Annotated in this window: 15 protein-coding genes; 14 read left to right on the top strand and 1 reads right to left on the bottom strand. The window is 34.8% G+C overall.

Features of this window, described 5'->3' with window-relative positions; all coding sequences use genetic code 11:
- Nucleotides 1-2 precede the first annotated feature (2 nt).
- From dnaE to ACTSKG_RS00760, 7 genes are all read left to right on the top strand, one after another.
- Nucleotides 3-3077, top strand: coding sequence for a DNA polymerase III subunit alpha (gene dnaE, locus ACTSKG_RS00730; RefSeq protein WP_464756256.1), 3075 nt, complete (start codon nt 3-5; stop codon nt 3075-3077).
- 588 nt (nt 3078-3665) lie between these two features.
- Nucleotides 3666-4298, top strand: a complete 633-nt coding sequence (locus ACTSKG_RS00735) for a FadR/GntR family transcriptional regulator (protein ID WP_464756257.1) — start codon at nt 3666-3668, stop codon at nt 4296-4298.
- Between the two features lie 79 nt (nt 4299-4377).
- A complete protein-coding gene (gene accD, locus ACTSKG_RS00740; RefSeq protein WP_464756258.1) occupies nt 4378-5247 on the top strand; it encodes an acetyl-CoA carboxylase, carboxyltransferase subunit beta in 870 nt (289 codons plus the stop codon).
- Nucleotides 5241-6194 carry an acetyl-CoA carboxylase carboxyl transferase subunit alpha gene (gene accA / locus ACTSKG_RS00745; RefSeq protein WP_464756259.1) on the top strand — a complete coding sequence of 318 codons (954 nt, stop codon included), beginning with the start codon at nt 5241-5243 and terminating at the stop codon, nt 6192-6194. The genes accD and accA overlap by 7 nt, the downstream gene beginning before the upstream one ends.
- 367 nt (nt 6195-6561) lie before the next feature.
- The gene (gene pfkA, locus ACTSKG_RS00750) at nt 6562-7521 is read left to right on the top strand and encodes a 6-phosphofructokinase (RefSeq protein ID WP_464756260.1); all 960 of its coding nucleotides are present in this window, start codon (nt 6562-6564) and stop codon (nt 7519-7521) included.
- Nucleotides 7522-7552: 31 nt separating this feature from the next.
- Complete coding sequence (gene pyk / locus ACTSKG_RS00755) at nt 7553-9313, top strand: pyruvate kinase (protein WP_464756261.1); 1761 nt, start codon at nt 7553-7555, stop codon at nt 9311-9313.
- 78 nt (nt 9314-9391) lie between these two features.
- Entirely contained in the window at nt 9392-9784 is a 393-nt protein-coding gene (locus ACTSKG_RS00760) for an FxsA family protein (protein ID WP_464756262.1), read from the top strand.
- On the opposite strand, the gene ACTSKG_RS00765 is transcribed toward ACTSKG_RS00760, so the two are convergent.
- Complete coding sequence (locus ACTSKG_RS00765) at nt 9768-10730, bottom strand: AI-2E family transporter (protein WP_464756263.1); 963 nt, start codon at nt 10728-10730, stop codon at nt 9768-9770. The genes ACTSKG_RS00760 and ACTSKG_RS00765 overlap by 17 nt on opposite strands.
- A gap of 197 nt (nt 10731-10927) precedes the next feature.
- On the opposite strand from ACTSKG_RS00765, the gene citZ reads away from it, so the two are divergent.
- The 7 genes from citZ (at nt 10928) to ACTSKG_RS00800 (ending at nt 19542) form a co-directional block, all read left to right on the top strand.
- Entirely contained in the window at nt 10928-12043 is a 1116-nt protein-coding gene (citZ, locus tag ACTSKG_RS00770) for a citrate synthase (protein WP_464756264.1), read from the top strand.
- 79 nt (nt 12044-12122) lie between these two features.
- Nucleotides 12123-13388, top strand: coding sequence for an NADP-dependent isocitrate dehydrogenase (gene icd, locus ACTSKG_RS00775; protein WP_464756265.1), 1266 nt, complete (start codon nt 12123-12125; stop codon nt 13386-13388).
- 173 nt (nt 13389-13561) lie between these two features.
- Complete coding sequence (mdh, locus tag ACTSKG_RS00780; RefSeq protein WP_464756266.1) at nt 13562-14500, top strand: malate dehydrogenase; 939 nt, start codon at nt 13562-13564, stop codon at nt 14498-14500.
- A gap of 1059 nt (nt 14501-15559) precedes the next feature.
- The gene (locus tag ACTSKG_RS00785) at nt 15560-16006 is read left to right on the top strand and encodes a hotdog family protein (RefSeq protein ID WP_464756267.1); all 447 of its coding nucleotides are present in this window, start codon (nt 15560-15562) and stop codon (nt 16004-16006) included.
- A gap of 61 nt (nt 16007-16067) precedes the next feature.
- A complete protein-coding gene (locus ACTSKG_RS00790; protein WP_464756268.1) occupies nt 16068-16784 on the top strand; it encodes a response regulator transcription factor in 717 nt (238 codons plus the stop codon).
- Nucleotides 16781-18316 carry a two-component system histidine kinase PnpS gene (gene pnpS / locus ACTSKG_RS00795; protein ID WP_464756269.1) on the top strand — a complete coding sequence of 512 codons (1536 nt, stop codon included), beginning with the start codon at nt 16781-16783 and terminating at the stop codon, nt 18314-18316. Before ACTSKG_RS00790 ends, pnpS begins: the two co-directional genes overlap by 4 nt.
- Nucleotides 18317-18327: 11 nt before the next feature.
- Complete coding sequence (locus ACTSKG_RS00800; protein ID WP_464756270.1) at nt 18328-19542, top strand: carboxylate--amine ligase; 1215 nt, start codon at nt 18328-18330, stop codon at nt 19540-19542.
- The last annotated feature ends 610 nt before the right edge of the window (nt 19543-20152 follow it).

The raw sequence follows: 20152 nt of genomic DNA on the forward strand, positions 1-20152 counted from the left end.
ATATGGAAACAGTATATCCACAAATTGTAACTTCAGCGGATATGCTGAAAAGTACAATTCAATTGGAACAACTTATCCAAAAATTGAAAATGAATAATGCAAAGGCAGCCGCCATTACAAACAGCAGATTGTATGGAATGTTGCCTTTTTGGCATGAATTAAGAAAACATCAAATTCACCCAGTGATTGGACTATCGATTAAGTTAAAATTAGATTCTCAACTATGCTCAATTGTAATTTATTCTAAAAATAATGAGGGGTATGAAAACCTTTTAAAAATATCAAGTAGCTTGGAAACAAGAGGACTTTCTGAACTTCCTAAAAAGTGGATTCAAGCATATAAAAATGGATTGATCGTTGTCTATAAATGTGACAATACCTTTACTGCAGATGCAGTGGTTGAATTAGTTGATATATTTGGTGCGACCAATTTATATGCTGGAATAGAGCGTCCAAATGGGAAAAAACTAGAATTAGAGAAAATGATTATACCTATTGTGGAAAGTCTTTCAATTTCCATTACTGTATTTCATATGAGTCGATACCTAGAGAAAGAACATGCTTTTGCTTTTGAAGTATTAAATGCAATGGATCAATCGGTCAAAATGTCTGATCATAATCGTCTAAAACCTTCCGATGATTCATTCCATGTACTTAGTAGAGAAGAATGGTTCGATTGGTTTTCAGATGTTCCAGAGTGGCTTGAAAACACAAACAAAATGTTAGAAAGTTGTCAGGTTTCATTTGAACAGCCCACGCAATATATGCCGAAGTACCATCTACCACATTCTGTTTCAGCAAAAGATTATTTGCGTGCTCTTTGTGAAGAAGGATTAAAATTCCGGGTGGAAAGTATTACATCTCAGTATATAGAACGTTTAAATTACGAGCTTCAAATCATCAGTCAGATGAATTATGAAGATTACTTTTTAATTGTGCAAGATTTTATGAAATTTTCGAAACAAGCAGGAATCCTAACTGGACCAGGTCGAGGATCTTCTGCAAGTTCACTCGTTGCATATTCACTCTACATAACTGACGTGGACCCTCTTAAATATGGTCTCTTATTTGAACGTTTTTTAAATCCAGAACGTATTACTTTGCCGGATATTGATATTGATTTTGCAGACTCCAAGCGGATGGAAGTAATACAATATGTAGCTGAAAAGTATGGCAAACAATATGTATCCCAAATTATTACGTTTGGCACTCTGTCAGCAAAAGCAGTTGCCCGAGAAGTGGCAAGAGTTTTTGGTTTTGAATCGTCCACACTCGAAGCAATCTCTAATTTTATTCCTTCAAAATTAGGCATTTCACTAAAAGAAGCATATGACCAATCACAAAAATTAAGAGAATTCATCGAAACGGAAGAACTACGTAAGAAATGGTTTCAAGTAGCTCTTGCGTTAGAAGGGTTACCTAGAAATGCTTCCACGCACGCTGCAGGTATCATCCTTTCACCTGTACCCCTCGTGGATGTAGTACCTATCCAAATGGGGCATGATGATATTTTTTTAACGCAATGGCCAATGAAAGAAATTGAACAGATTGGCTTGCTAAAAATGGATTTTTTAGGTTTAAGAAATTTAACCATTATCGAGCGGATTTTAAATCTAATCAACTATAAAAAAGATTCCAAAGTAACCTTAGATGCTATTCCTCTGAATGATGAGCTTACTTTCCAGCTGTTACAAAGAGGAGATACAACAGGTGTATTTCAACTAGAATCTGAAGGAATGCGAAATGCACTAAAACAAATTAAACCGACAAAATTTGAAGACATTGTAGCTGTAAATGCTTTGTATAGACCAGGACCAATGGAAAGTATTCCATTATATGCAAAAAGAAAATTAGGGCTGCAAGCTGTTACTTATGAACATCCAGTACTAGAACCTATTTTGAAAGAAACATATGGTATCATCGTCTATCAAGAGCAAATTATGCAAATCGCTTCTCAAATGGCAGGTTTTACTTTTGGGGAAGCTGACTTACTTAGAAGAGCAGTAAGTAAAAAAAATCGAGAAGTACTTCAAAAAGAAAGAATTCATTTTGTTCAAAAAGCGAAACTTCTTGGGCATACAGAAGAGGCAGCATCTTCTGTATATACATTAATCGTTCGTTTTGCAGATTATGGATTTCCTAAAAGTCATGCTGTAGCATATAGTATTATTTCGTATCAAATGGCTTTCTTAAAAGCAAACTTCCCAGTAGAGTTTTACTGTGCATTATTAAGCACCACAGCGGGCAATCAAGAAAAAATAAATAAGCTTGTAATTGAAATGAAACAAAAAGGTATTACCGTTTTACCTCCATCTATTTATAAAAGCCAACCATTTTTTTCTGTAGAGAATGGTGCTGTAAGATTTGGCTTACATGCGATTAAAGGAGTTTCTCATTCATTTACACAAAAATTGTTGCAGCAAAGAGTGAGTAAATCTAAAAACTGGAATGATATTTTTGATTTTGCTTCTGATTTAACAGCTATCCATTTTAATAGAAAAAATGTTGAACCACTTATTAAAGCTGGTGCAATGGATGAGTTTAAGGAAGAAAGGTCTACTTTACTTGCAACTTTAGATCCTGCAGTGAAATACGCTGAGCTTGTAAGTCCTACAGAAGAAAACGATTTGTTTGGTGGGGATACTACCCATTTTGGAAAATCAAAATATATAAAATCGGAACCATTACCCTTAATGATTAAGCTTCAATTCGAAAAAGAAGTACTAGGTCAATATTTTTCAGAACATCCAACAGTTTCCGTGAAGAAAAATATTCATGAAAAAATAAATAGCATATGGGATTTACAACAGTCCCAAAAAGAATGGAAAGTAAAAATAGTTGGCCTTGTTCAAGAAATAAAAAGAATTCGAACGAAAAAAGGAGAGTCCATGGCATTTGTGAATGTACAAGATGAAACTGGAAGTATATCCGTGACCTTATTTCCCGAAGAGTATGCAAAGTTCAATTTATTATTAGAAGATAATTCGATTATTATGATAGAAGGAAAATTTGAACGTCGCAATGGAAGAACTCAAATAATAACCAAATTAATATTAAATGACTTTGGGAGTCACTAACTCTATTTAAGGAATGTTCAGCCTAGAATATACATTTTAATACAGTACAGATTATAGACTTATTAAAGAGTCTTGATATGCAGTTTTTTACAGGAGTCTCGCTTATGCTTCTTCCAACAATAAAATAGCAACAACTTAAATCAATTTCATAAATAGCTATTTTGATCAATATACCGAACATTCAATCCATATAAGAATAAAATATTGTTTTGCTTAGATTGTTGTTAATTGTAGTGAATGGCGGCGGCTCCAGCGGGAAAAGCGAGAAGTCGAGACCCCGCAGGAGCGAAGCGACGAGGAGGCTCGGCCTCGCCCGCGGAACGCGTCCGCCTGTAACGGAAATCAACGTATCACCTGAAAAGGAAAAGTGAACAAATAGTAAGAAATCGTTAAAAATATTCGCATTATACGTGAGTATTTGAATTCTGAAATTGATTCATTTAATAAGAAAACTTTTTTTTTCAAATTATCTAAAGTCTCAAATGTACATTTTTGTACAGTTTTTTCTTTACGTTTTGACAATTATTTTGTATGCTATTAACTATCAGTGGTCAGACCACTTTGTAATTAATGGAAGAGTGAGGATGTATGAATCCCAAAAATAATTCTAGCAAAAGGTTTTTAGACATTGTTAAACAACTGAGAGAGCTCATTAAGGAAGAAAATGTAGCTGTTGGAGGTAAACTGCCTTCAGAAAGAGAACTAGCAGAACGTATGCAAGTTGGCCGGTCAACAGTGAGAGAAGCACTCAGAAGTTTAGAATTACTTGGTTTAATTGAAACTAGAAGAGGGGAAGGAACATTTCTTTCCGATTTTCGTAAACATCAATTAGTAGAGTTATTATCTACTTTTGTCTTGCAAGAATCTAAGTCAAAAGAAGATGTAAATAAAACAAGAGAAACATTAGAAAAAGAAGCTATCCGAACAATATGTACTTCAGAAAAATTATCAGGACAGTATATTTGGGATGCGTTCCTAAATAAATTGCAAAATGAAGAAGTAATTCGTGAGGACATCATTCGGGAAATTATTATTACATCTGATAATCGCCTTGCATTGAAAATATGGTTTTTGTTAAAACAATTTGCCGGGGAACCTTATAGTAATCCAATGGGAACAGAAGAAAAAGACACGTGGAGAGAATTACTAAGTGGCTTAAAAAATAGAGATGAACAACTTGTAATAACTCAATACAATAAATGGCTTTTGTTAATTCAGTAAGGAAACATTCATTTCCGATGCAATAATTTTTTAGTAACAGGCACCTTGCACTTTTCTAATGAACAGGGGAGATATGTAAATGATACGAGGTATTTTTAGAAATAATCATAAAAAGAAATATGTAGCAATTCCTACGGACAAAGCCAAAAACGATGTGCCGGAAGGAATTATGATGAAATGTCCTGAATGTAGAAAAAACGTATTTACAAAGGACTTAATGAAAAACTTAAAAGTATGCCCATCATGTGATCACCATATGAAAATGACGGCATTTGAGCGAATAGAAATATTCCTAGATGAGAACTCATTTGTTTCCATGGATGATCATCTTCAGACTGTTAACCCATTAAACTTTCCAAGTTACACGGAAAAAGTAAAATCAGATGTGAAGAAGACTGGTTTAAATGAGGCAGTATTAACAGGGGTTGGATCACTAGAAGGACAAAAAGTAGTGGTAGCTGTTATGGATTCACATTTTAGAATGGGTTCCATGGGCTCTGTAGTTGGGGAAAAGATTACTAGAGCGATAGAAAAAGCAACTGAACTTCAAGTACCTTTCATTATATTCACGGCAAGTGGTGGAGCGAGAATGCAGGAAGGGGTATTGTCCCTTATGCAAATGGCAAAAACATCTGTTGCCTTAAAAAGACATAGCGACAAAGGTCAATTATATATATCTATTTTGACTCATCCAACAACTGGTGGGGTCTCTGCTAGCTTTGCTTCAGTTGGGGATATAAATTTAGCAGAGCCGAAAGCGTTAATTGGATTTGCTGGTCGACGAGTTATTGAACAAACAGTTCGAGAAAAACTTCCCGAAGATTTTCAAACGGCAGAGTTTTTATTGGATCATGGTCAATTAGATGCTGTAGTCCACCGAAAAAATATGCGTGAAACAGTATCACTTCTTGTAAAAATGCATGGCCGTAAGGAGGTTACAGCATGGTAAAAACATTACCTTTTGAAGAACCGATTGTACAATTGAAAAAGAAAATTGATGAATTAAGAGAATATACTTCAAATGCAGAAGTAGATTTAACTGCTGAAATTGAGAAGTTAGAAGAACGATTGAAAAAGCTAGAACAAGATATTTATGATAATATGCAGCCATGGGATCGTGTTCAAGTTGCTCGTCATCCAAATCGTCCAACAACTAGAGACTATATTGAACTATTATTTACTGATTTCATTGAACTGCATGGCGACCGATTATACGGAGATGATGCAGCAATTATAGGTGGAATTGCGTTATTAGAAGGAAACCCTGTCACGGTAATTGGACATCAAAGAGGTATAGATACAAAAGAGAACATTAAGCGTAATTTTGGAATGCCTCACCCTGAGGGCTACAGAAAAGCACTACGTTTAATGAAACAAGCAGAAAAATTTAATCGTCCTATTATCTGTTTTATCGATACAAAAGGTGCATATCCAGGAAAAGCAGCAGAAGAACGTGGACAAAGTGAAGCTATTGCTAGAAATTTGGTAGAGATGGCAGGTTTAAAAGTGCCAGTAATTAGTGTAGTTATTGGGGAAGGTGGGAGTGGAGGTGCTCTTGGATTAGGTCTTACTAATCGAATCCAAATGCTCGAAAACTCTACTTATTCGGTTATCTCACCTGAAGGAGCTGCTTCTATTCTTTGGAAAGATTCATCACTTGCAAAACAAGCAGCTGAAGCTATGAAAATTACAGCACCGGACCTAAAAGAAATGCATATTATTGATACTGTTATTAAAGAGGTACATGGCGGTGCACATAGAAATCCTGAAGCACAAGCTACTTATATGAAAGAGGCTCTAATTAATTCACTAAAAGAGCTAAGCAAACTATCCGCGGAAGAATTAATAGAAGACCGTTATACTAAGTTTAATAATATCGGGGTTTTTAGTGAGTAAAATAAGTTTGTTTAGCTGAGTCAGATTGATAATAAAAATTTCAGTTATTCATTTTTCTTGCTTATTTTGTAGGTTTTTTGATATCATCTCAGAACAATCCCTGAAAATAAAGGGGGAAAAATGGTGCCTCTTCTAGAGGAAACATGTTTATAACCTCGCGTTTGTCAAAGAGGGCAATGTCCTTAAAAAGTGAGTGCCTGTTTTCGCCCTTGATTATTCTTATTATTTTTTTAAAAAAAGACTGTAGTCAAACTCATTTTTATTGAGTATGTCAACAGTCTGAAATGCGTCTGTTCAGACGCATTTTTTTTTGGGAGATTTCGTGTTAAGCTTGTTTTATTAAATACATAAGGTGGAGGAGATATTTTTGAAGCGTATAGGCGTTTTAACAAGTGGCGGCGATGCTCCTGGAATGAATGCAGCTATTCGGGCTGTAGTAAGAAAAGCAATCTATGAAGGTTTGGAAGTAGTAGGCATATTTCATGGCTACCAAGGGCTTATTGAAGGGCATATGGAATTACTTACACTCGGATCAGTGGGCGATATTATTCAAAGGGGTGGAACAAAGCTTTTCTCTGCACGTTCCATTGAGTTTCGAACGGAAGAAGGACAGCGTAAAGCAGTTGAACAATTAGAAGCAAATGGAATTGAAGGTTTAGTTATTATTGGAGGGGACGGTTCTTATCGTGGCTCCATGACTTTAACGAAAAATGGTTTCCCTTGTGTTGGTATTCCTGGGACAATAGATAATGATATTCCAGGTACAGATTATACACTTGGTTTTGATACTGCATTAAATACAGTGATTGAATGTATAGACAAAATTAGAGATACAGCAACTTCTCATGATCGCACATTTATTATTGAAGTAATGGGAAGAGATGCTGGTGATTTAGCGTTATGGGCAGGTCTTGCAGGAGGAGCAGAAACGATTATTATTCCAGAAGTAGAATATAATATTGAGGAAATAGTCGATAAGTTAAAGAGTGGTACGGCGCGTGGTAAAAAGCATAGTATCATTGTTGTTGCAGAAGGAGTTATGAGTGGCTCAGAATTTGCTTCTCAACTAATGAAACATGCTAATATTGATACTAGAGTTTCTGTATTAGGGCATATTCAAAGAGGTGGATCGCCAACTGGGCGTGATCGAGTTCTAGCAAGTTTATTCGGTGCAAGAGCAGTCGAAGTATTACTTGCTGGACATGGAGGACGTGCTGTTGGCATACAGAATCATCAAGTGGTAGACTATGATATGAATGAAGCATTTGAAAAGAGCGAAGTTTTTGATTCATTAATGTATCAATTATCAAAAGAGTTATCCATTTAGGAATTAACTTTTATATTGAAAGGACTTGACTATGAGAAAAACTAAAATAGTATGTACAATTGGACCCGCAAGTGAATCGGAGGAAATGCTACAAAAACTAATTGAAACTGGCATGAATGTTGCTCGGTTAAACTTTTCACACGGAAATCACGAAGAACACGCAGCAAGAATTCAAAAAATAAGAGATGTATCAAACAAGGCAGGGAAAATTGTAGGAATACTATTAGATACAAAGGGCCCTGAAATTCGCACACATAAAATGGAAAACGATGCGATAGAGTTAGAATCAGGCCAAACAATTGAAATCTCCATGACGGAAGTATTAGGAAATAATAGCCGTTTTTCCATTACTTATGAGAAATTAATCGAGGACGTGCAAGTAGGTTCAATCATATTACTGGACGACGGATTAATTGAATTAATCGTAACTAAAATTGATACGAACGAAGGGATTATAACAACGTTTGTCCAAAATGCAGGTACTTTAAAAAACAATAAAGGTGTTAATGTTCCAGGAGTATCTGTTCAGTTACCTGGTATAACGGAAAAAGATTCAAAAGATATTTTATTTGGCATTGAGCAAGGTGTAGACTTTATCGCAGCATCATTTGTTCGACGTGCAAAAGATGTCTTGGAAATTAGAGAGTTGCTTGAAAAGAATAATGGATCGCATATTCAAATTATTCCTAAAATAGAAAACCAAGAAGGCGTAGATAATATTGATGAGATTATTCAAGTATCGGATGGTCTTATGGTGGCAAGGGGAGATCTTGGAGTAGAGATACCAGCGGAAGAAGTTCCGTTAGTTCAAAAAAGTCTTATCCAAAAATGTAATGATGCAGGTAAACCGGTAATTACAGCTACCCAAATGCTAGATTCAATGCAGCGAAACCCAAGACCTACTCGTGCTGAAGCTAGTGATGTCGCGAATGCGATATTAGATGGCACAGATGCGATTATGCTATCTGGTGAAACTGCTGCTGGTTTATATCCAGTCGAAGCAGTACAAACAATGGATAAGATCGCAAAAAGAACGGAGAATGCGATAGATTATAGATCTATTGTTACGAAATTAAGTAAAGCTCGTGAAGTAAACTTAACAGATGCTATTGGCCAAGCAGTAGCTCATACTGCGATAAATTTAAAAGTTAAAGCGGTAATTGCCCCAACTGAAAGCGGACATACTGCTAAAATGATTTCTAAATTTAGACCGGGTGTTCCTATTATTGCAGTTACTTCTTCTAGTGTACCTTCTAGAAAGCTAACACTTGTTTGGGGAGTGTACCCAATTGTCGGCAAGAAGGCCCATTCGACGGATGAGGTTTTAGAAGTTGCAGTTGAAGAAAGTATTCTTCATCATTATGTAACACATGGGGACTTAGTAGTTATTACAGCAGGTGTACCAGTTGGAGAAGCAGGTACAACTAACTTGATGAAAGTTCATGTCATTGGTGATATGGTTGCTAAAGGACAAGGTATTGGCAAGCTAACCACTTTTGGAAAAGCAATTGTTGTTAATAATGCACGAGAACTGCTTGGTAAGGACACCTCTGATAGTATCATTGTGACACTTGGTACAGATCGTGAAATGATTCCTGCTATTGAAAAATGTAAAGGCCTTATTACAGAAGAAGGTGGATTAACTAGCCATGCTGCTGTAGTTGGACTTAGTTTAGGTATTCCCGTAATTGTAGGGGTTAACAATGCAACAACTTTAATTAGTAACGGACAAGAACTTACTATTGATGCTGAAAGTGGCGTGATTTACCACGGCAAGGCAAGTATAATTTAACAAAAAGGTATCCTTATTTAAAATTGCCTCACCATAATTGGTGAGGCAATTACCATATATGGAGGGTGAATATAATATATGAAATGGATTATAAGTTTATTTATTGTCGTTCCGGTTATTGAATTATATATTTTACTTTTGTCAGGTAAAACAATCGGAATAGGTTCCACGTTTCTATTAATATTAGCATCAGGAATAATTGGTGCTTACTTAGTAAAAAGACAGGGAATTAAGGCATTTAAAGAAGTTTCAGAGAGTATAAAAAATCACCAAGCACCTGGAGAGGCAGCTATCAATGGGATATGTGTATTTATTGGTTCTGTACTTGTCATTTTTCCAGGCTTTATTTCTGATATTATTGGTCTATTTCTTTTGTTTGGCCCTACTCGAAATCTATTTAAGCCATTTATTTATAAATGGATTCGTAAAAAAATGAAAAAAGGTCAAGTAATTGTTATGAAGTCTTTGTGAAATCTATCCATTTGTTTGCGATTAAATAAATAAATGGACTAAATAATATTCCAATACCTCCAAATATTAAAATGGCTGCCGCGCTTAAAAAGAATACGTGGACAGCCTTTATTTGCATAGAGGAGGACCATAACATGGATTCCACAATATGCCTTGTCAACTGAACAAATACATATAAAAGTAAGATAATGAATCCTACTGTATGCTGATTTAATAAGAAAAAATAAATACTTAGTGGGATCAATATGAGGCCAGTCCCTAAAAAAGGAATGCTATCTACTAAAGAAACTAAAAAGGCATATTTAAAGGGTTGGTGAAATCCTAATACAGTGAAACCAAGAGCAAGAAGAATAAAAGTTAAGAAAAAAAGTTTAAATTCTACCGTAATAAATTTATTCAAAACTCCTGAAGATTTCTTTAATGCTCTTTCCCAAAAAAGCCTCGTTTTTTTCGGGAAGTATACTAAAAACCAAAATCGGTTTTTTAATGATTCATGTAAGGACAAAAACAATCCCATACTAAAAAGAAAAAGTTCAAAAAAATAGGAAGGTAAGTGAGTAATATAAATTAGTAAATCATTCATTAACTTATTCACTATAGTTTGAAATTCCTCTTCGAACAATGAAAATATCGGAAGTCTTTTTAATTCGACTACTGGCAATTTTACAACATAATAATGGATAAGTGGAATTAAATCAATGAGCGTTTGAACGATAAAGAATATTAATAAAAGAAGTCCAGATAAAATAAGAATTTCTGTTAATAGAACACTAAAAAATATTGGGAATTTAAACTTTTTATGAAAGAAATTAGTGATAGGATGTAAAAAATAACCACATAACATTGCTAGTGCTAATGGATAAGCTATAAATAATATTAGTATAATAATTCCAATCGGTATCCATTGCGAGATAATTTCTTTCTTATTTATTTGCAAAGCAATCATTTTCACCCAATCTTTTCAACTATTTGGAAGATAAAACAGTATTATTTAAAAAAGTTTAAGCGTTTTCATTCACAAATTCGCTTAAATTGATTATAATGAGTTTGTAAGCAATGATAGGTACATATCATAAACAGATGTATATTTTTTCATAATTTTTACGTTTAAATATTCATTCTGAACAAGAAGGAGAGATTTATATGACAGCAACTCGTGGTTTAGAAGGAGTTGTAGCAACGCAGTCTGCCATCAGTTCTATTATTGATGACACACTTACATATGTTGGCTATGATATTGATGATTTGGCAGTTAATGCAAGCTTTGAAGAGGTAGTATTTTTACTATGGAATAAACGCCTTCCAAAAGCTGATGAATTAGAAACATTAAAACAACAACTTGCCAATAACATGGCAGTTCCTCAAGAAGTACTTAACCATTTTAAAACCTATCCAATTTCAAAAGTCCACCCTATGTCAGCACTAAGAACTGCTGTTTCTATGCTAGCATTATATGATGATGCTGCAGAAGATATGTCAGATGAGGCAAACTATCTAAAAGCAATTAAACTCCAAGCAAAGCTTTCAACCTTAGTTACAGCGTTTTCTAGAGTTCGTAAAGGACTTGATCCAGTTGCGCCAAAAACAGACCTAGGTTATGCTGCTAACTTTTTGTACATGCTAACTGGAGAACTACCAGAAGCAATTGAAATCGAAGCATTCAATAAAGCTTTAGTACTTCATGCAGATCATGAACTTAATGCATCTACATTTACAGCTCGTGTTTGTGTTGCCACACTTTCAGATATGTATTCAGGTGTAGTAGCCGCTATTGGTGCTCTAAAAGGCCCATTACATGGTGGAGCAAACGAACAAGTAATGAAAATGTTAACTGAAATCGGCTCTGTTGATAATGTAGAATCATTTATTAATGAAAAACTAGAAAACAAAGAAAAAATCATGGGCTTCGGTCATCGTGTTTATAGAAAAGGTGATCCACGAGCAAAACATTTACGTGAGATGTCTAAAAAGTTAACTGCTCTTCGTGGAGAATCAAAATGGTATGATATGTCTGTGAAAATTGAAGAAATCGTTACCGGTCAAAAGAAATTACCGCCAAACGTAGACTTCTATTCAGCGTCTGTGTATCATTCTCTAAACATTGATCATGATTTATTTACACCTATTTTTGCAGTATCTCGTGTATCTGGTTGGACAGCTCATATTTTAGAGCAATACTCAGATAACCGTTTAATTCGTCCACGTGCAGATTATATTGGACCTGGTATGCAAAAATATATTCCTGTTGAAGAAAGATAATAAGGATTTATAATAGATTAGGGCTGAAGCACCAATGTGTTTACGGCCCTATGATTATGATAGTAGGAGGAAATAAAAAATGACAAACAATAAAATTACAGTAGAAAACGGTGTACTTAATGTACCTAACACGGCTATAATTCCTTTCATTGAAGGAGACGGAACAGGTCCTGATATTTGGGCCGCTGCATCACGCGTTTTAGAATCAGCTGTTGAAAAAGCATACAACGGCGAGAAAAAAATTGAGTGGAAAGAAGTTCTTGCAGGTCAAAAAGCATTCGATCAAACTGGCGAATGGTTACCTCAAGAAACGCTTGATGTAATTCAAGAATACTTAATAGCTATTAAAGGACCACTTACTACACCAATCGGTGGTGGTATTCGTTCATTAAACGTTGCATTACGTCAAGAACTAGACCTATATACTTGCCTTCGTCCAGTTCGTTATTTCACTGGAGTACCTTCTCCAGTTAAACGTCCTGAAGATACAGATATGGTTATCTTCCGTGAAAACACAGAAGACATTTATGCTGGTATCGAGTATGCAAAAGGCACTGATAACGCTAAAAAACTAATTGAGTTTTTACAAACTGAATTTGGCGTTAAAAATATTCGCTTCCCAGAAACTTCTGGTATTGGTATCAAGCCGATATCCGAAGAAGGTACGAAACGCTTAGTCCGTGCAGCTCTTAACTATATTATTAAAGAAGGCCGTACTTCATTGACTTTAGTTCATAAAGGAAATATTATGAAGTTCACTGAAGGAGCTTTCAAAACTTGGGGTTATGAAGTTGCTGAACAAGAATTTGGTGATAAAGTATTTACTTGGAACCAATATGATTTAATTAAAGAAGAACAAGGTACAGAAGCAGCTGATAAAGCGCAATCTGATGCAATTGCAGCTGGTAAGATTTTAGTGAAAGATTCAATTGCAGACATCTTCTTACAACAAATCTTAACGCGTCCAAAAGAGTTCGATGTAGTTGCTACAATGAACTTAAATGGAGATTATATTTCTGATGCTTTGGCTGCTCAAGTTGGTGGTATTGGTATTGCTCCAGGAGCAAATATTAACTACGTAACTGGACATGCTATTTTCGAAGCTACTCACGGAACAGCTCCAAAGTATGCTGGCTTAGATAAAGTGAACCCATCTTCAGTAATCCTTTCAGGTGTATTAATGCTTGAACATCTTGGTTGGAACGAAGCAGCAAAACTAATCATGGATTCTATGGAAAAATCGATTGCTTCTAAAGTCGTTACTTATGACTTTGCTCGTCTAATGGATGGAGCTACAGAAGTGAAATGTTCTGAGTTTGCAGATGAATTAATTAAAAATATGTAAAAATTTCTACTAAAGCCCTTCGATTGTGTTTACAGTTGTGAGCAGCTGAATGTAGGTATTTAATAAAAATCATTTAATCACCACTCTACCTAGAGTGGTGATTAAATTTAATTAAGACTGTTTTATGAGAGTGTTTTACTTTTTTTACATTTGAATAAAAGGAGAGTTTCAAAATGACAATGAAACGTAAAAAAATCTCAGTAATCGGTGGCGGATTTACAGGTGCTACAACAGCATTTCTACTTGCGCAAAAAGAACTTGGAGATGTAGTGCTCGTTGACATTCCCCAGGCTGAAAACCCAACTAAAGGTAAAGCATTAGATATGGCTGAAGCTGGACCAGTTCAAGGCTTTGATGCGAATATAATTGGTACTTCAAGCTATGAAGATACAAAAGACTCAGATCTAGTAATTATTACTGCTGGTATTGCACGTAAACCTGGTATGAGCCGTGACGATTTAGTTCAAACAAACCAAAAAGTGATGAAAGCTGTAACTTCTGAGGTCGTTAAAAATTCTCCTAACACAACAATCCTTGTCCTAACTAACCCAGTTGATGCAATGACTTATACAGTTTATAAAGAATCAGGTTTACCAAAAGAACGTGTAATCGGCCAATCAGGTGTTCTTGATACAGCTCGTTTCCGTACGTTCGTAGCTAAGGAACTAAATTTATCTGTAAAGGATGTAACTGGTTTTGTTCTTGGTGGACATGGCGATGACATGGTTCCTTTAGTAAGATATTCTTACGCTGGAGGTATTCCATTAGAAACACTAATCGACTCTGCACGTTTAGCAGAAATCGTTGACCGCACTCGTAAAGGTGGAGCTGAAATAGTTAATCTACTTGGTAATGGCTCTGCTTATTATGCACCAGCCGCGTCATTAGTGGAAATGGCTGAAGCTATTCTTAAAGACCAAAAACGAGTTTTACCATCAATTGCTTACCTAGAAGGCGAATATGGTATGCAAGGCATTTATCTAGGTGTACCAACTGTATTAGGTGCAGGCGGTATCGAAAAAATCATTGAATTAGATTTAACAGAAGAAGAAAAAGCGCTATTGAACAAATCTGCTGATTCAGTTAAAGCAGTAATGAACGTTTTAGCTTAATATAAATAAAATAACCTAGCAGGATAAGACTGCTTAGTTCAATTAAGACTGTAGGCAAACTCGAAAATACGAGTTGTCTACAGTCTTTTTAAAAGATATAAAAGTATATAGATTAACGGCATGCGAAACCAGTGTTCATAGTGCTTTAAAGAATTAAATAATACCGCGGATTTCCGTTTCAGGTGGACGCGTTCCGCGGGGTGAGCGATGAGCCATCACCGCCGCTACGCGTTCGTTGTGATGGCGCATCTGTCTCACTCATCCCGCTGGAGTCGCCACCTTTCACTACAATCATTAAGTAAATAGTACCTAACAAGAAGATTTAGCTCAGCTATCGCAAAGAGGATATAATAAGTTTAAGTAAACGTAGTGATCATGCCATCTTGTAACGTTGTTGAATAAGAGATGCTATAAATGTGAATATAAAAATGTACATTTTTGATTTTATTACTTTCAACAGCAAGATATAATTAATTATTACAACTTGACATGGAGCCTCTACGGGCATGACATTGCCACCAAAAAACCAGCCATATCAAGGAATGTACATAATTAAACAATTATTTTTGTACACGCTTAAATTATCATTTGTACCTGTCATCTATCCCTTACGAAGCAATGATAACTCGCTCAAAACATACTAGTTGATTGGAGCGGAGGCGGCGACTTCTGCGGGAATAGCAGATGTTTTCTGCACCGAAAGCGAAGCGGCAGGTGCATGTGCTGAAGGCCCCGCAGGAACGCGAGAGAGGGAAGGAAGGCTAAAGACGCCTCTTCCCTGAGGCAACGCCTTCATGACCAACATCCTGTTGGCCTAGGAGACTGAAGCCATGCCCGCGAAAAGCGTCCGCAATTGCGGAAATCAGCGGTATTTCAATGGTGAAGAAATTGTACTAATAGAATTACTTATGATTCAAAATTCCTCTGAGAATATTGTAGCTAATGTTTCGTCCAAAGCACTCTGGAATTAGTGAAGACAAGATGCACCTAAAGGGCGCTTGCGCTTTTCTTGTACTTATTGTTAAGATATAAGTAGTCTACTGATTGGAGGATGAAATATTGTTATTAGGGAAAACACGCAAAATGGGTAGAAAGATTGAAGAACTCTCTATTGGCGAAAAATTAACCATTACTGAGAAAATGGAAGACAAAGACTTACTTCTATACTTAGGGTTAACGAATGATAACAATCCATTATATATTCAGCATGATTATGCATCCAAAACAGTTTATGAAAAGCCAATAGTTCCACCTATTATGTTATCTGGGGTTATTACATCCGCCATTTCAAAATATTTACCTGGGCCTGGGTCTCATATAACTAAACAAATATTAACTTTTCCAACTCCAACATATCATTATTCAGTTATTGAGTTCACTTTTGTGGTAAAAGAAATACACATAAATGTAAATTCAGTGATAATAAACATAATCGCACAAAATGAAGATGATCAAATAGTTGTAGAAGGAACTTTCCATGTTTCACCACCACTTCTTGAAGATTAATAATTGTCAGATGTGAAACTGATTTGGAATGGGGGTTTCAAATCAAATTGGAGGCCAAAAAATGAAAAGAGTCTTAGTTGTAGACGATGAGAGTTCGATTGTAACATTATTAAAATATAATCTAGAAGATGCCGGATTTGAAGTAATTACAGCAAGCGATGGACTAGAAGGTTTAAATCTTGCATTAAATAATCATCCCGATGTAATCGTGTTAGATTGGATGTTACCACATATGGACGGTATGGAAATATGTAAAGAGCTGCGCATTAAAAAAATTCAAACACCAATTATAATGCTTACTGCCAAAGACGAAGAATTTGACAAAGTTTTGGGGCTAGAATTAGGTGCAGACGACTATATGACAAAACCATTTAGTCCGCGAGAAGTAACAGCAAGAGTTAAAGCAATGATTCGTCGTTCTGGCATGTCTTCTGATTCTCAAATTCTACCTTCTAAATCTTCCGAAGAATTATATATTTTTGGGCCATTACAAGTATTTCCGGAACGTTTTGAAGTTTTATTAAACAATAACCCTATAGAATTTACACCAAAAGAATTTGAGTTACTAGTTTATTTAATTGAAAATAAAAATAGAGTATTAACTAGAGATCAGTTGTTAAGTGCAGTATGGAATTATGACTTTGCGGGTGATACTCGAATTGTTGATGTTCATATTAGTCACTTAAGAGACAAAATTGAAGAAAATAGTAGGAAACCAATATTTATTAAAACAATTCGTGGACTTGGTTATAAATTTGAGGAGCCTAAGAGTCAATGAAGAAGTTTCAATCTCGAATTTTGCGTACTTATTCTATATTAGTTGGAGTAATATTAGCTGGACTAGGCATTGTTCTTGGACAGCTTTTTCCAGTTTTTGTGGAACACTCAGTAAATAATATAATGTACTCGAAAATTGAAACAGTTTCCAACTATTTAAGCACGACTAAACTTTCAAAAGAAGAACAAAAAAATATTACTCAGATGGTGGCTTCAAACTTAGAAGAGGCTCACGTTCAAAGTGTGCAACATTCAGTATGGTTATTTTTGTTTTTTTCATTATTAGCAGCTTTTCTTTTAGCTATAATTCTTGGAGCACGTATATTTAAAAAATATGCTCAACCAATTGATCATTTAACAGAAACTGCAATGGAACTAGCTCGAGGAAACTATAGGATTAGAGCTTTTGAGGACGATTTTTCTGGTATGTCAAAGTTAAGTAATTCCATAAATATTCTTGCCCGTAATTTGCACGATATTTCTGTCATGCGTGAAACAGAAAAGGAGCGTTTAAAAACGTTAATAGAAAATATGGGTAGCGCATTAATTATGATTGATGGAAATGGAATAGTAACGATTGTAAATCGATCCTTTTTAGAGCAATTACAAATAACATTAGAAAATGTAGATGGTAAACTCTTTCGTAAAATAGGATTGCCTCAAAGCATGGAAGCATTTATTGACAAGCTTTTTTTAACTGAATCTTCGAATAGGGAACAACTACAAATTAAAAGAAACCTTCATACCTATTATATGGATGCATACGGTGCTCCTGTAATTGGGGAACATGGAAGATGGTTAGGGATAGTAGTTGTTATGCACGACATTACAGAACTAATTAAATTAGAACAAATCCGCAAAGATTTTGTTGCGAATGTTTCGCACGAATTAAAAACTCCAGTTACTTCTATAAAAGGGTTTTCGGAGACTTTACTGTTCGGAGCATATAAAAATGAAGAAACTTTGCTTTCTTTTCTAGAAATTATTCATAAAGAAAGCAATCGATTGCAAATGCTTATTAATGATTTGTTGGACTTATCAAAAGTTGAGCAAGTTGGATATGAAGTAACCTTAAACAAGGTGAAACTTAGTGAGATTCTCAATCGTGGTATAGAGATGACTACCCATTTAGTGGAAGAAAAAAACATGAAAATTGATACAAAAGTTGATGAAAATCTCTATGTTTTAGGAGATAAAAATAGGCTCATTCAAATAATGATGAATCTGCTTACAAATGCAATTACCTATTCTCCGAAAAATACAACGATACATGTTAATATATATAAAAACAAAAAGTTTGGGATTTTTCAAATTCGAGACGAAGGTATAGGGATAAGTAAATCAGAAATTAATCGGATATTTGAGCGCTTTTACCGTGTTGATCGAGCTAGAAGTAGAAATTCAGGTGGAACAGGTCTTGGACTTGCCATTGTTAAACATCTAGTGGAAGCACATCACGGATTAATAGAAGTAGAAAGTGAAGTTGGAAAAGGTACTATATTTACTGTATCTATTCCAATTGTTAAAAGTTAACGGAGGTCAATATGAACAATCAACCCTTTATCCCAATCATTATTGGGACAGATATAAATGCATACAATATGGCGATTTCATTCCATGAGGAATATAATATAAAGCCTATTTTAGTGGGGAAAGAAGAAATGTCTTTCACCAAGTGGAGTAATATTATCGAACATGTAGAGATTCACTCTAATCTTTGGGACAAGACGGCATTTGTTTCAGTACTTACACAAGTTGCAGAGAAGTACAAAAAAACTGATAAACAATTATTACTTGTAGGAACAAACGATTTCTATGTAAGACTAATCATTGAAAATGCAGAAGCATTAAATAAAATGTACGCTTTTAACTATATGTCGGAAGAATTAATGAACAATTTACTAGTAAAAGCAAACTTTTATAAATTATGTGAAGAGCATGGAATTGACACACCAAAGACATATTACTATTCATGTTTAAAAAAAGAACCCTTTACTGAAGAAGTTTTGTTTCCGCTAATTATTAAACCAAGTAACGGAGTTCAATATTATAAAAATAAATTTCCAGGACAACAAAAAGTTTACCGAGTAGAAAATCACAAAGAACTAAATGATGTTATTAATCAAGTAAATGCAAGTGGTTACACGGAGGATCTAATCATTCAAGATTATATTCCTGGGGATGACACATATATGTGGGATTCCGTTTTTTATATGAGTTCAAAAGGGAAAGCTCAGTTAAGCACCTTTGCACAAGTAGTTCTGCAGGAACACACAGTTACCGCTATTGGTAATTATACTGCTCTTATTACAAGGTATAATGAAAAAATGATGTTAAAACTTCAAGGGTTCTTGGAAGCAGTAGGTTATGTAGGTTTCGCTAACTTCGATTTAAAATTTGACGAACGTGATGGCAAGTTTAAAGTTTTTGAGGTAAATATTAGACAAGGGCGTTCAAGCTATTATACGACTGCACTTGGACATAATATGGCTCGGTATTTTGTAGACGATGTAATTTATCATAAAGAAAAAGATCTCACAATGTTAAACGAACATTATTTATTTACTGTTGTTCCTAAAATTGTCCTCAAAAAGTTTGTGGATAATAAAGAGATTCAAATGGAAGTAAGACAACTTTTAAAAGAAGGTAAGTGGGGCAATCCTCTGTTTTATAAAAAGGATAAGCATTTCACACGAAAGTTCTTTTTATTAGCAAGACAGTTTAATTATTATAAAAAGTATAAAAATAATAATTGGTAAAGGGAAATTTACATTATTTTCACATTCTATTTACAATCATTTGCTATATTGAAATAGACCCCTTTTCCAAATGATTTACCAAAAAAGCTAGCACTTTGCTAGCTTTTTTATTTTTGAAATTAAATGATAAATGATTGGTTACGCCGTAATACATACATAGAAGTGGAAAGTAAACAGGCAGCTTGCATTTTTCTTGAAGATTAAATTATATAAAATTGGACTACTGAAAATCCTGTATTCATAGTGTTTTAGTAGCACAGTTTTTTTCTTAACACTGAATTGCGCCATCTCACACAAAGTTAACTCTTTATATGGAGAAATGGTTGCTTTCACGATAAAATTGGTTGCTGTCACTGTGGAATTTGTTGCTTTCTCCATACAATTAGTTGCTCTATGACAGTTTTTAACTTTTCTTCTCATAATAATAGACAGTATCTATTTATAAAGAAATCCGGAGCGGACGAAATTGCATCTTCGTCCGCTTTTAAAAGAATAGGAAAGTATTTATTCTCTCATTAACCAAAATAAAATGCATTATGTGTCCAAAGCACCCTGGAAATAGTAAAGACAAAATGAACTTAAAGGACACTTGCGCTTTTCATATTTTTGA

The sequence above is a fragment of the Psychrobacillus syltrankelensis genome (genome assembly GCF_055454035.1).